This is a genomic window from Kitasatospora sp. NPDC101801, from assembly GCF_044766665.1.
Lineage (GTDB): Bacteria > Actinomycetota > Actinomycetes > Streptomycetales > Streptomycetaceae > Kitasatospora.
Window position 1 is genome coordinate 18264 of record NZ_JBIWML010000005.1, and the last position, 13067, is coordinate 31330.

The 13067-nt window shown below is 74.8% G+C and carries 15 protein-coding genes; 12 read left to right on the top strand and 3 right to left on the bottom strand.

Translation table 11 applies throughout. The features are described 5' to 3' along the window. Positions 1-42: 42 nt before the first annotated feature. Entirely contained in the window at positions 43-465 is a 423-nt protein-coding gene (locus ACIRPK_RS09190; protein WP_403035208.1) for a nuclear transport factor 2 family protein, read from the bottom strand. A gap of 84 nt (positions 466-549) precedes the next feature. On the opposite strand from ACIRPK_RS09190, the gene ACIRPK_RS09195 reads away from it, so the two are divergent. From ACIRPK_RS09195 to ACIRPK_RS09210, 4 genes are all read left to right on the top strand, one after another. Beyond that, positions 550-1119 (top strand): PadR family transcriptional regulator, encoded by a 570-nt coding sequence (locus tag ACIRPK_RS09195; protein ID WP_403035210.1) that lies wholly within the window; start codon positions 550-552, stop codon positions 1117-1119. Continuing rightward, the gene (locus ACIRPK_RS09200) at positions 1106-1882 is read left to right on the top strand and encodes an SGNH/GDSL hydrolase family protein (RefSeq protein WP_403035213.1); all 777 of its coding nucleotides are present in this window, start codon (positions 1106-1108) and stop codon (positions 1880-1882) included. The genes ACIRPK_RS09195 and ACIRPK_RS09200 overlap by 14 nt, the downstream gene beginning before the upstream one ends. A gap of 9 nt (positions 1883-1891) precedes the next feature. Beyond that, the gene (locus ACIRPK_RS09205; protein WP_403035216.1) at positions 1892-2659 is read left to right on the top strand and encodes a class I SAM-dependent methyltransferase; all 768 of its coding nucleotides are present in this window, start codon (positions 1892-1894) and stop codon (positions 2657-2659) included. A gap of 179 nt (positions 2660-2838) precedes the next feature. Beyond that, positions 2839-3261 (top strand): hypothetical protein, encoded by a 423-nt coding sequence (locus ACIRPK_RS09210; RefSeq protein ID WP_403035219.1) that lies wholly within the window; start codon positions 2839-2841, stop codon positions 3259-3261. 68 nt (positions 3262-3329) lie between these two features. On the opposite strand, the gene ACIRPK_RS09215 is transcribed toward ACIRPK_RS09210, so the two are convergent. After that, positions 3330-4109 carry a VOC family protein gene (locus ACIRPK_RS09215; RefSeq protein ID WP_403035222.1) on the bottom strand — a complete coding sequence of 260 codons (780 nt, stop codon included), beginning with the start codon at positions 4107-4109 and terminating at the stop codon, positions 3330-3332. A 258-nt stretch (positions 4110-4367) separates the two neighbouring features. Here ACIRPK_RS09215 and ACIRPK_RS09220 point away from each other — a divergent pair, with 258 nt between their 5' ends. The 8 genes from ACIRPK_RS09220 to ACIRPK_RS09255 are packed head-to-tail and all read left to right on the top strand — an operon-like array spanning position 4368 to position 11690. Continuing rightward, complete coding sequence (locus ACIRPK_RS09220) at positions 4368-6041, top strand: purple acid phosphatase family protein (protein WP_403035225.1); 1674 nt, start codon at positions 4368-4370, stop codon at positions 6039-6041. Then, positions 6041-7222 (top strand): non-hydrolyzing UDP-N-acetylglucosamine 2-epimerase, encoded by a 1182-nt coding sequence (wecB, locus tag ACIRPK_RS09225; RefSeq protein ID WP_403035228.1) that lies wholly within the window; start codon positions 6041-6043, stop codon positions 7220-7222. Before ACIRPK_RS09220 ends, wecB begins: the two co-directional genes overlap by 1 nt. Continuing rightward, positions 7219-7881, top strand: coding sequence for a PIG-L deacetylase family protein (locus tag ACIRPK_RS09230; protein ID WP_403035230.1), 663 nt, complete (start codon positions 7219-7221; stop codon positions 7879-7881). The genes wecB and ACIRPK_RS09230 overlap by 4 nt, the downstream gene beginning before the upstream one ends. After that, entirely contained in the window at positions 7878-8582 is a 705-nt protein-coding gene (locus tag ACIRPK_RS09235) for an HAD family hydrolase (protein ID WP_403035233.1), read from the top strand. The genes ACIRPK_RS09230 and ACIRPK_RS09235 overlap by 4 nt, the downstream gene beginning before the upstream one ends. Next, entirely contained in the window at positions 8579-9883 is a 1305-nt protein-coding gene (locus tag ACIRPK_RS09240; RefSeq protein WP_403035235.1) for a glycosyltransferase, read from the top strand. The genes ACIRPK_RS09235 and ACIRPK_RS09240 overlap by 4 nt, the downstream gene beginning before the upstream one ends. After that, positions 9880-10434, top strand: coding sequence for an exosortase/archaeosortase family protein (locus ACIRPK_RS09245; RefSeq protein WP_403035238.1), 555 nt, complete (start codon positions 9880-9882; stop codon positions 10432-10434). Before ACIRPK_RS09240 ends, ACIRPK_RS09245 begins: the two co-directional genes overlap by 4 nt. Further along, entirely contained in the window at positions 10431-11420 is a 990-nt protein-coding gene (locus ACIRPK_RS09250; protein WP_403035241.1) for an ATP-grasp domain-containing protein, read from the top strand. Before ACIRPK_RS09245 ends, ACIRPK_RS09250 begins: the two co-directional genes overlap by 4 nt. A 51-nt stretch (positions 11421-11471) precedes the next feature. After that, positions 11472-11690: a hypothetical protein gene (locus ACIRPK_RS09255; RefSeq protein WP_403035243.1), complete on the top strand. Its 219-nt coding sequence runs from the start codon at positions 11472-11474 to the stop codon at positions 11688-11690. Between the two features lie 346 nt (positions 11691-12036). Here ACIRPK_RS09255 and ACIRPK_RS09260 read toward each other — a convergent pair whose 3' ends face one another. Continuing rightward, positions 12037-13047, bottom strand: a complete 1011-nt coding sequence (locus ACIRPK_RS09260; protein WP_403035245.1) for an aldo/keto reductase — start codon at positions 13045-13047, stop codon at positions 12037-12039. Between the last annotated feature and the right edge of the window lie 20 nt (positions 13048-13067).

Here is a 13067-nt window from a genome sequence, read left to right on the forward strand (position 1 = left end):
GGCCGCCGACGGGAAGCGGGGCCGGGCCCGCCTGACGGCCGCTCAGGCGCCCGGCACCAGCCCGTCGGCGACCAGCCCGGCCAGCACCGCCTCGCCGAGGGCGTGCACCGCCGACTGCGGGCGCACCATCACGGTGAACTCCTCGATCAGGCCCGCCTCGTCGAACTGGAGCAGGTCGATGCCGTGGATCTCCCGGCCGTTCACCGTGACCCGGAACGGCAGCACCACCGACGGGGCCTCGGCACCGTCCCCGGTGGTCTCCACGGTGCCCGTCAGGCTGCCGAGGTAGCGGAAGTCCTCGAAGATCCGGAGCAGCACCCCGAACAGCCCGAGCACCATCGGCCGCCCCTCGAACGGGGTGAACTTCACCGGGCTGTAGAACCGGATGTCCTCGGTGAACAGCTCCTCCAGGGCGGCGAGTTCACGCTTCTCCACTGCGGCGCGGAAGCGTTCGGCGGTCTCCATGGCTCTCCCAGGTACTCAAGAAGGTGACTAGTCAATTTCTTGAGTATGATGCAGCCACGGACCGGAAAAGGGAAGGGGAATCGGATGGCCCTGCGACATGCCGTCCTGGCGGCGCTGCTGGACGGCGAGTTCAGCGGTTACCAGCTGGCCAAGGCCTTCGACATCGGCGTCGCCAACTTCTGGCACGCGCTCCCCCAGCAGCTCTACACCGAGCTCGCCAAGCTGGAGCAGGCCGGGCTGATCACCGGCCGCGAGGTGGTCCAGGAGGGCCGGCCCAACAAGCGGGTCTACCAGGTCACCGGCACCGGGCGGGCCGAGCTGGAGACCTTCGCGGCCACCCCGGCCAAGCCCTCCTTCATCCGCGACGACCTGTTGGTGAAAGCCCAGTACGCGGACCGGATCGGCACCGCCGAGGTGATCGGGCAGCTCGACGAGCGGGCCGCCGCGGCCGCCGCCAAGGTCGAACTGCTCGGCGAGCTGCTCAAGAAGCTCCGCGGTGACCTGGACGAGGACGAGTTCCTGCTCCACGGCGAGCGGATCGGTCCGTACCTCACCTGCCTGCGCGGCATCACCCACGAGCGCGAGACCCGGGACTGGTGCCGCCGGATCGCCGCCGTCCTGAGAGCGAGAGAGCACGCCGATGTCGAGAACTGACCACCAGCGGTACGTCGCCCTGGGCGACAGCCAGACCGAGGGCCTCGGCGACGGCGACGACACCGTCGGCCTGCGCGGCTTCGCCGACCGGCTGGCCGAGCAGCTGGCCCGCGCCAACCCCGGCCTGCAGTACGCCAACCTGGCGGTCCGCGGCCGGCTGGCCGGCCAGGTCCGTGCCGAACAGCTCGCCCCCGCCCTGGAGTTGCGGCCCGACCTGGCCACCGTGGTGGCCGGCGTGAACGACCTGCTCCGGCCGAAGTTCGACGCCGAGGCGGTGGTCGGGGAGCTGGAGCAGATGTTCGCCGCCCTCACCGCCGCCGGGGCCACGGTGGCCACCGCCACCTTCCCCGACCTCAGCCGGCTGGTCCCGATCGCCCGCCCGCTCAGCGGCCGGATCCACGAACTCAACGACCGGGTCCGGGCCGCGGCCGCACGCCACGGCGTCCTGGTCGCCGACACCGCCCGCCCGGCCGTCTCCACCGACCCCCGGCTGTGGAGCACCGACCGGCTGCACGCCGGCCCGCTCGGCCACGCCCGGATCGCCGCCGCCCTCGCCGAGGCGCTCGGCCTTCCCGACAGCGACGACAGCTGGGCCGATCCCCTTTCCCCCCTCCCGCCGGCCGGCTTCCTGCGCACCGCCCGCGCCGAACTCCGGTGGACCGCCGATTTCCTGGGCCCCTGGCTGGCCCGCCGGGTCCGCGGCCGTTCCTCCGGGGACCACCGCACCGCCCGCCGCCCCCACCTCGCACCGTTGGCCGGGTGAGTCGTCCGGATGTCTGATCGTGCACGGAGCTTCGGGGCGATCGCGGAATCCTACGAGCGGTTCCGGCCGGGGTATCCCGAGGAGCTCTTCCGGCTGGTGACGGCGTACGCGGGAGACCCCGTCCGGACCGCCCTCGAAATCGGCGCCGGGACGGGCAAGGCGACCCGCCTCTTCGCCCGCCCCGGGCTCACGGTCACCGCCACCGAGCCCGACCCGGCCATGCTCGCCGAGCTGCGCAGGCACCTGCCGGCCGACGTCCGGACGGCGCAGCTGGCGTTCGAGGAGCTGCCGACGGACGAGACGTACGGGCTGGTCTACGCGGCGGCGGCACTGCACTGGACGGCTCCGGCGGGCCGGTGGCCGCGGATCGCCGCGCTGCTCCGGCCCGGTGGGGTGTTCGCCTCCTTCGGCGGTCCGGTGCAGCTGGCCGACCCGGCCGTCGAGGAGGCCGTCCGGCGCGCCCGGGCGCCGTTCCTGACGACCGACGAGATCCCGTCCCCGGACGGCACGCCCCCGGAGCGGGCCATGCAGTGGCCGGGCACCGAACTCGAACGGTCCGAGTGGTTCACCGACGTCCGACAGGCCGTCCTCGCCCGGCGTCTGACGGTGAGTGCCCACGACTACCTCGGTCATCTCTCGACCGTCTCGGCCTATCTCGTGCTGCCCGCGCCGGACCGGGCGGAGGTGTTCGACCGGATCGGCCGGGTCCTGCCCGCCCGGGTCGAACTGGCCGCCGACATCACCGTTCATCTCGCGCGCCGTCGCGACGAACGGTGACGCCCGACGACCCGGAATCCGATCCTCGGGGCGCGGTCGGTATCAATCCGATGAACAATTCCAAGTTTCGTACAGATGCCCCATTTTGGCCGTTGAAGCACGTGTTCGATCGCCGCTAGGGTCCCGGCTCCGAGCGCATCGAACTCCGGTGCCGGAATCCAACGGGGAGTACACGCCAGATGGCGATCCGCAAGTCCACCATGCAGGAGCAGGTCGCCGAGGCGATCGCGGCGATCGAGCCCACCGACCGGGCCGTCGTCACCTTCCACACCATCACCGGGCCGAGCCCGTGGATCATGAACGAGCTCGGCCTGCTCGGCCAGTTCTTCGTCAAGTACTACTTCGTCACGCTCACCGAGCGCGTGGTCGTCGTGCACCGGGCCGGCCGCCTGGCCAACCGCCCGAAGGAGCTCGTCCACGTCATCCCGCTGGAGCAGGCCCGCACCCTGGTCACCGAGGTCAAGCGCCGCACCCTGTGGAGCTCGCTGCGCTTCCAGTTCCCGGGCGAGGCCAAGCCGACCCGGCTGAACATCGCCCGCTACTGGCGCGCGGAGCTGGACCAGTTCGTCCCGGCGCTGACCGGCGAGCAGATCGCCTCCTGACCGAGCCGACGCCGTGCCCGGATCCCCTTGCGGGGTCCGGGTACTGACGTCTCCGGCCGGCCGGGCCGTCAGCCCATCCGGGGGTCGGGCTCGAGCACGGCGAAGACGGCCCCGGCCGGGTCCGCCAGCCAGGCGATCCGGCCGACCTCCGGCACGTCCGAGCCCGGCATCACGACCGTACCGCCGCTCGCCCGCGCGGTGTCCGCCACCGCGTCCACGTCCGCGACGGTGAAGTACGGCACCCAGCGAGCCGCCGTCTCACCCTCCATCAGCGGCGCCACACCGCCGAAGGAACCGTCCTCCTGGTCGCCGTCGGCGATGCTCACCACCCGGTAGGTCATCCCGGGCACGGACATCTCCTTCGAGCGCCAGCCGAACAGGCCCCGGTAGAACCCGAGGGCCGCGACCGGGTCGGCCACGTGCAGCTCCACCCAGCAGAGGGTGTTGTCGGCGGAGGTCAGGTCCAGCCCCCGCGTCCTGGCCGGCTTCCAGACCGCGAAGTCGGCGCCCTGCTGGTCGGTGTACTGCGCGAGCCGGCCCTCGCCCATCACGTCCATCGGCTCGACCCGGACCGTGCCGCCGCCGTCCCGCACGCCCTGCGTGGTCGCGTCCGTGTCCTCCGTCTGGAAGTACACGGTCCACCGGGAGCTCGCCCCCGCGTCCAGCTCGCCGACGGCCCCGACGGTCTTCCCGTCCACCTGGAAGAAGCCGTACCCGCCCGTGTCGGGCCCCAGCAGCTGGAAGTCCCAGCCGAACACCGCCCGGTAGAAGGCGGCGGTCCGGGGGATGTCCGGACTCCCCAGGTCGATCCAACTGGGGGATCCGGTGCGGAAGTCGGTACCGAGCATGGGGGCCTCCTGGGACGGGGTTCGCGAGTCACGCGTACGTACGACTACACGCCCCGGCGCCCGCGCGACCGCGCCCTGCCCTCCCGGCCGTCCGTGTTCACCCGCCCGGAGGCACCGCCGGCCCGGCTTAACCGAACATACATCCGGCCAATGCCGGGGCTTCACCCTCCGACACCCGGCCGGTCACGGTGACCGACGAGCCTCACCGGGGCGGAACGCGCCCTTCCGAATTGCCGTACCACCGAGAAAGGCAACCAGGTGGACCTCCCCGGGTTCCGGGTGTCCCGTCGCCGCGCCGACGAGATGACCATCGCCGAGCAGTACGACTACTGGCAGGACGTCAGGAAGAGCGTCTCCCGTCGCCGCTTCCTCCAGGCGAGCGCCGTCGGCGCCGCCGCCGTCGCGGTCGGACCGACCCTGCTGACCAGCTCCGCGCACGCCGCCTCCGGCGACGCCGTCACCCCGTTCGGCCGCCACCTGGCCTTCGGCAACGACCCGACCAAGCAGATGCGGGTGGCCTGGCAGGTCCCGGCCGCCGTCTCCAACCCGGTGCTGCGGCTCGGCACTTCGGCGAACGACCTGAGCCAGCTGGTCCAGGGCGACCTGCGCAGCCTGCACAGCGAGTACGGCACCGCCGCGCCGCTGGACCAGTTCTACGGCCACGCCGCGCTGGACGGCCTCGCGCCGGGCACCACCTACTACTACGCGATCGGCCACGACGGCCTGGAGGCCGCCGGCGGCCCGGTGAACAGCTTCACCACCGCGCCGGCCGGCTCCGGCGGCTCGCTGGAGCCGTTCACCTTCACCGCGATGGGCGACCAGGGCGCCAGCACCCAGGCGGCGCTGGAGAACACCCAGATCCTCGCCCAGAAGCCGGTGTTCCACCTGCTCGCGGGCGACATCTGCTACGCCGACTCCAGCGGCCGGGGCACCCTGACCGACTCGTACAACCCGAAGGTCTGGGACAGCTACCTGACCCAGATCGAGCCGGTCGCCCAGTCGGTGCCGTGGATGGTGGCCACCGGCAACCACGACATGGAGCCCTGGTACTCCCCCAACGGCTACGGCGGCCACGCCAAGCGCCTGGACCTGCCCACCAACGGCCCGGCCAACTGCCCGTCGGTGTACGCCTTCACCTACGGCAACCTCGCGGTGCTGTCGCTGGACGCCAACGACGTCAGCAACGAGATCCCGGCCAACCGGGGCTACTCCGGCGGCGCCCAGACCAGCTGGCTGGAGCAGACCCTCAAGGACCTGCGCGCCAACCCGGCGATCGACTTCATCGTGGTCTTCTTCCACCACTGCGCCTACGCGGTGACCACCAGTCACGCCTCCGAGGGCGGGGTGCGCACCTCCTGGACCCCGCTGTTCGACAAGTACAACGTCGACCTGGTGGTCAACGGCCACAACCACATGTACGAGCGGACCGACCCGATCCGCGGCGGCACCGCGACCCGCGCGGTCGCGGTCGGCGACACCGTCGACCCGGTGGCCGACGGCACCACCTACGTGGTGGCCGGCGGTGGCGGCGCGAGCCTCTACAGCCTGCCCGCCAACGGCCCGGAGAGCTACGCGGGCAACGTGCACGACTCCGCCGGGGTCACCGGCTACGCCTGGAGCGGCTCGGGCGGCAAGACCGCCGAGACGGTCGCCTGGTCCCGGGTCCGCTACCGCGGCCACAACCTGATCGCGGTGGACGTCAAGCCGGCCGCCCCGGGCGGCCGGGCCACCCTGACCATGCGGGCCATCTCGGTTGAGGGCGCCAAGGCCGGCACCGAGGTCGACCGGGTCACCATCGCCCGCACCACCTCCGTGGTGGACACCCCGGCGTTCGGCATGCCGGCCGTCCTGACCGGCGCCGCGCTGGCGGCCGGTGCGGGCTACCTGGCCTGGCAGAAGCGCCGCAGCGGCCTCGAGGTGCCGTCCGCCTGATGGACACTCAGAACGAAGGCCCGTCCGGGGCGGCACGCCCCGGACGGGCCCTGCGGGCCACCCTGTTCGCGGGCACCCGCCCGGAGATCGTCAAACTCGCACCCGTCGCCCTGGCCCTGCGCGCCGCCGGCGCCGAGGTCCGGGTGGTCGCTACCGGGCAGCACCACGACCAGCGGATGGCCGGGTCCTTCTTCACCGGCCTGGGCGTCGAACCGGACCAGCGCTGGACGCTGGCCTGGGACGAGTCCGAGCGGGTCGCCACGCTGCTCGGCCGCGCCCTGGCGCACTTCGCCGCCGACCGGCCGGACGTGGCCGTGGTGCAGGGCGACACCTGGACGGTGCCGCTGGTGGCGATGGCCGCCCGTCGGCACGGCGTCCCGGTGGCCCACGTCGAGGCCGGGCTGCGCTCGGGCAACCCGCTCTCCCCGGAGGAGTCCAACCGCAAGGTGGCGGCCGCGCTGGCCACCGTGCACCTGGCGCCCACCGAGGGCGCCGTCGCCAACCTGCGGCGCGAGGGCGTCCCCGAGGACGCGGTGCACCTGGTCGGCAACACCGTCTGCGACGTGCTGCGGGCCTCCGGCGTCGAGCCGGCGGCGCCCGCCGACCGCAGCGGCGTCCTGGTCACCGCGCACCGCCCGGGCACCGTGGACACCCCGGAGCGACTGGCCGCCCTGGTCACCGTGGTCCGGGCACTCGCCGACCGGCACGCACCGGTGGTCTTCCCGGTCCACCCCCGCACCGCCGACCGGCTGGCCGCCTTCGGCCTGACGGACCGGCTGACCCACCCGGGCCTCACCCTGCTGGAACCCCAGCCGCACCGCCGGATGCTGGAGCTGATCGCGGGCTCCGCCCTGGTGGTCACCGACTCCGGCGGCCTCCAGGAGGAGGCCGGCTGGTTCGGCGTCCCGGCCGTGGTGCTCCGCGAGAGCACCCCGCGCCCCGAGGGCGTCGCGCTGGGCCAGGCCGTCCTGGCCGGCCTCGACCGGGACCGCGCCCTGGCCGCCGCCGGCACCCTGCTCACCCCCGGCGAACAGCGGCGGATCGCCGCGATGCCCTGCCCGTACGGTGACGGGCGCTCCGCCGAGCGGATCGCCCGGCTGCTGACCGACCGTCACCGGCACGACCTGCTGGCCCTGCGCGAACCCGGCACCCGCCGCACCGTCGAGGAGGACTCCCCGTGACCCGCGTCCTGGCTGTCGGAGCCCACCCCGACGACATCGAACTCGGCTGCGGCGGCACGCTGTTGCGGGCCCGCCGGGACGGCGCCGAGGTGACCATGCTGGTGCTCACCGACGGCCGGCTGGGCCCCGGCGACCCGGGCCTGCGGGCCAGGGAGCAGCGCCAGGCCGCCGACCACCTCGGCGCCGACCTGGTCGACGGCGGCTTCCGGGACGGCGAACTGGTGCACGGCCCGGCCCTGGTGGACCGGATCGGGCAGGTGCTCGCCGATGTCCGCCCGGACCTGGTGCTCACCCACGCCCCGGCCGACTCGCACCAGGACCACCGGGCCGCCGCCGACGCCACGGTGGCGGCCGCCCGGGCGCTGTCCAGCGTGCTGCACTACGAGTCGCCCTCCACCCTGGAGTTCCAGCCCACCGTGTTCGGCGACGTGACCGGGCTGCTGCCCGACAAGCTGACCCTGCTGCGCCACCACGTCTCCCAGGTGATCGGCGCGAGCCGGGTGGACCTGGAGGCGCTGTCCGCGCAGGCCAGGTTCCGGGGCTTCCAGGCCCGGGTGACGGAGGCCGAGGGGTTCTCGGTGACCCGCGCGCTGCTCAGCGTCCGGTCCCTGGCGATCCCTCAGCCCCGCCGCACCGCCGGGTCCGAGGGCCGGGTGTGAGCGCGGACCGGGCGCCGCTCGGCGTCCTGCTGGACCTGGACGACACCCTCTACCCGCAGGCCGAGTTCCTCGCCCTGGCCTGGGCCGAGGTGGCCGCCGCCGGGGCCCGGCTCGGGCTGGACGGCCCCGCCCTGCGGGCCGCGCTGCACCGCGCCGCCGAGGCGGGCAGCGACCGGGGCGGGCTGATCGACGGCGCGCTGGCCGAGCTGGGCGCCGACCCGTCGGCCGCCCCCGCGCTGGTGGCGGCGTTCAAGACCTTCCGGCCGACCGTGCTCACCCCCTACCCGGGCGTGGCCGAGCGGCTGCCCCGGCTGGCCGCACTGGTCCCGGTGGTGCTGCTGACCGACGGCAACCCGGACCAGCAGCGGGCCAAGCTGGCCGCCACCGGGCTCGGCCCGGCGCTGCGGGCGGTGGTCTGCACGGACCAGCCGCACGGCCGCAGCCACCGCAAGCCGCACCCGTCCGGCTTCCTGGACGGCCTGGCCGTGCTGGGCTGTTCGGCGGCGGACGCGGTGATGGTCGGCGACCGCCCGGACAAGGACGTGGCCGGGGCGCAGGCGCTCGGCATCCGGGCCCTGCGGGTCCGCCAGGGCGAGTACGCCGGCCGGCCGGACCCGGCCGGGCTCTGGCGCGCCGCCGCGACCACGGCCGAGGCGCTCGACCAGCTGATCGCGCTCTGCGGCGGGGAGGCCGGCCGGTGAGGCGGACCGTCCTGCTGCGGCCGGCCGCTGCGGCCCTGCTGGTCGCGACCCTGGTGCTGGCGCCGCGCTGGGTGCACGGAGCAGCCGTGCTGCTGCTCACGGCGGTGTTCGCCGCCTACCTGCTGCGCCACCTGGTCTTCCTGACCGCCGCCCTGCGCCCCGCCCCCGCCGAGCCGGCCGGGCCCGTAGACCCGCCCCGGGTCACGGTGCTGATCCCCTGTCACAACGAGGCGAAGGTGGTGGACGGCCTGACCACCGCGCTGGCCGCGCTGGAGCACCCGGCCGACCGGCTCCAGGTGATCTTCGTCGACGACCGCTCCGCCGACGGCACCGGCGACCTGCTGGCGGCCGCCCTGGGGAACCGGCCGAACTGGCAGCTGCTGCGCCGGGCCGCCGACGCGGTGGGCGGCAAGTCCGCCGCGCTCAACGACGCGTTGGAGCTGGCCACCGGCGAGATCGTGGTGGTCTTCGACGCCGACCACCAGCCCGCCCCCGACTGCCTGCGCGAGCTGCTCCGCCCGTTCGCCGACCCGAAGGTGGCCGCCGCGCAGGGCCGCTGCGTGGTCCGCAACCCGGACGACGGCGTGATCGCCCGCCTGGTCGCGGTGGACTACCTCTGCGGCTACCTGGTCAACATGGCGGGCCGGGCCCGGGTGTTCGGCCTGCCCGCGTACGGCGGCGCCAACTGCGCGGTGCGCACCGAGGTGCTCCGCGAACTCGGCGGCTGGAACGTCGCCTCGGTCACCGAGGACACCGACCTCTCGCTCCGGGTCTGGCTGAGCGGCCGTCGGATCGGCTACGCCGAGCGGGCGGTCGACACCGAACTGGCCGTCACCGGGCTCGGCGCCTACTACCGCCAGCGCTACCGCTGGGCGCGCGGCCACCAGCAGGTCTGCCGGGACTACCGGGGGCAGCTGCTGCGCAGCCCGCACCTGGGGTGGCCGGAGAAGGCCGAGGCCCTGCTGTTCCTGTACGTGTTCCACGTGCCGGTGCTCTGCGTGGCCGCCGTGCTGCTGGCGGGTCTCGAACTGAGCCTGCCCGGGCTGTCCACGGTCGGCCTGCTCTGGCCGGTCGCCCCGCTGATGGCGGCCGGGCCCGTGCTGGAGATCGGCGGCGGCCTGATCCGGGCCGGCGCCGGCCGCCGTGAGGTGCTGCCGCTGCTGCTGTTCCCGTTCCTGTTCGTGGTCTCGATGCTGCTCTGCACCCGTGCGCTGCTGGACGGTTGGGCCGGCTCGCGCTACTCCTGGGTGAAGACCGAGCGCACCGCCCAGGCGCCCAACGCCCGGGGAGCGGCCACGTGAGCGCCCGCCGGGTCCGGCTCGGCCACCCGTTGGTGCGGGTGCTCGCGGTGGTCGGGCTGACCGTCCTGCTCGGCTGGTACGCGGCCGGTCCGGTGACCGGTCTGGAGGCGGCCGCGACCGCCAGGCTGGCCCGCTGGACCGGCCTGGAGCTGACCCGCTCGGTGCCCGGCACCAACCTGGTCCGGGGCTTCCACGGCTACCAGCCGTTCTACATCCGGGTCACCCCCTCCTGCTCCGCCCTCACCGTGGGTGCGGCGGCGGCCGGGGTCTCGCTGCTGATCCTCGGCGGCAGCCGGCGCCAGCGGGTCGGCGGGGCGGTGCTCGCGGTGTCGGTGCTGGCCCTGGGCAACCTGGTCCGGCTGGCCGCGGTGCTCTGGGTCGGCCAGGGGGCGGGCATCCCCGCCATGGTCACCTTCCACGACTGGGGCGGCACCGTCTTCTCGTACGCGCTGCTGCTCGCCGCCGTCCTGCTGCTGATCGCCGTCCGGCTGCCCCGCCGACGGCGCGCCCGCTCCGCCGAACCCCCGCTGACCGAAGGACCCCGACCGTGAACCCGACCGACCGCCCCACTGCCCCCGACCTGGCCGGCCGCCGGGTCCTGGTGACCGGCTGCGGCGGCCCGGCGGGCGTCGCCGTGGTCGAGGAGCTGGCCGCGCTGGGTGCCGTCCCGGTGGCCGCCGACTGCGACCCGTACGCCGCCGGGCTGCACCTGGGGCACCCGGCGGTGCTGCTGCCGTTCGCCGACGCGCCCGACTACCCGCGCCGCCTGCTGGCGGCGGCGGTGGCGCAGCGGTGCGCGGCGGTGGTCGTGACGGTGGGCGAGGAGTTGCTCCGAGTGGCGGGCCTGGAGGCCGAGTTCGCCGCCCAGGGGGTGGCGGCCTGGTTCCCCGCCGGGCGGGCGGTGTCGGACTGCCTGGACAAGTGGGCCTTCGCGGAGCGGATCGAGGCGGCGGGCGTGGCGGGCCCGCGCAGCGCGCTGGGGGCGCCCGGCGAGCTGCCGGGCCCGTGGATCGTCAAGCCGCGGTTCGGCCGGGGTTCCCGGGACGTGTACCCGGTGGACGACCCGGCCGACTTCCCGACCCTGCTGCGGCGGGTCCCGGAGCCGCTGGTGCAGACCCGGCTGACGGGCCGTGAGTTCACCGCCGACTGCCTGATCGACCGGGACGGGACGGTGCTGGGCACCGTCCCGCGCTGGCGGTCGCAGACCCGGGCGGGCATCTCCACCCGGGGCACCACCTTCACCGACGCCCGGATCGACGTCCTGGTGGCGGAGTTGGCGGTCGCGCTGGGCCTGACCGGCGTGTGCAACGTCCAGGGCTTCCTCGACGAGGAAGGACCGGCCCGGGTGGTGGAGGTCAACCCGCGCTTCTCCGGCGGGCTGCCGATCTCGCTGGCGGCCGGTGCCGACCTGGTCGGCCAGTTCCTCCGGGGCACCCTCGGTCTGCCGGTCCGGCCGGACGCCCTGCGGGGCCGGGACGGGGTGACCACCGTGCGGTGGTTCGCCCAGCGCACGGCACTGGAGGCCGCCGACCGATGAGCCGGGCCGGTCGGCGGCCTCCAGGCCCGCAACCTCACCCTCAAGGACGGCGTGCTGGGCCGGAGCGAGCCGTGGACCGCCGCTGACCGGCAGCGCTCGGCGGCAGCCGTCCACTCGCTGACCACCGGTCAACCCACCGCCCGGTACGAGTCGACCGGCACGGTCGGCGCCACCCTGCTCGCGGGCGGACGCCTGCTCTGGTGGAGCGCACGGCCGGACCGAACCCGCGCGGCGCCATCCGCTCCGGCGCCCAGGACGCCTCGGGCGTGACCGGCCTGCTCCCCGCCGACTCCGCGTACGCCCCGAGGCTGGTCGGCCCGACCGCCTCCGACCAGGCCGGCAGCTTCCGGACCGGGAGCGGCGAGCCGGCCGGCGGCTGGACCAACGCGGTCCTCCCCAAGCTCTGGCAGCTGCCGATCACCGGTGGCACCCCCGCCCGGGTCTCCTGCAACCGGGGCGGCCAGTACGAGCACGCCGCCGACCGGGGCACCGGGTGCTCTGGCTGGACGGCACCCTGGGCCGCACCGACCTGGTGGTCCGCGACAACCCGGCCGGCCGCTGCTGACCGGGCGTCAGGCACCCGGCAGGGCCACCTCCGGACCTCCGGCGGTGGCCCTCAGTGCTGCGGCGTCGGGGCGTGCTCCGGCAGCAGGCCCGCGCCCTTGAGGTCGGCCCACAGGGCTCCGGGGACGGGCAGCTCGAACATCGCGACGCTGTCGTCGACCTGCTCGGGCGAGCGCGCCCCGACCAGGACGGACCGCACGGCGGGGTGTCCGAGCGGGAACTGCAGGGCGGCGGCTCGCAGCGGCACGCCGTACCGGCCGCAGACCGCCTCGACGGCCCGCGCCCTGGCCAGCACCGCGTCGGTGGCCGGCTCGTAGTGGAAGTGCGCGCCGGCCACCGGGGCGGCGAGCACCCCGGAGTTGTACACCCCGCCGGCGATCACCGTGATCCGCCGGTCCGCGCAGAGCGGGAGCAGCTCGTCGAGCGCCGACTGGTCGAGCAGCGTGTACCGGCCGCCGACCAGCACGCAGTCGAACGGCGGGTCGGTGGCCGCCTCGGCGAAGCGGGCGAGCAGCGGGGCCTGGGTGAGCCCGACGCTGATCGCCCGCACCACGCCGGCCGCGCGGAGTTCGGCCAGCGCCCGGTAGCTGCCGGCCATCGCCTGCTGGTAGTGCCGGTCGGCGTCGTGGATGTGCAGGATCTCGACGTGGTCGGTGCCGAGCCGGGCCAGGCTCTGCTCCAGGGCCCGGTGGGTGCCCCGGTAGGAGAAGTCGAACCGTGGTGCGACGCCGGTGAGTTCACCCTCCGGCCAGCCCTCCTGGGTGTCCGGGCCGCCGGGCTCCAGCAGCAGGCCGACCTTGGTCGAGAGGGTGAACCCGGCCCGCGGCCGTCCGGCGAGGGCGTGCCCGGCCCGCTGCTCGGAGAGCCCGTAGCCGTAGAGCGGCGCGGTGTCGAAGAACCGGATGCCGTGCTCCCAGGCCCGGTCCACGGTGGCGATGGCCGACCGGTCGCCGACCGCTCGGTACAGGCCGCCGATCGGGGCGAGCCCCAGGCCGAGTTCGGTCACTTCCACGTCGGTCCGGCTGCCCAGCCGGACGCGTCCGGCGGCCCGTGCGGTTCCCATTGGCTCCCCCTCTGGCTCCA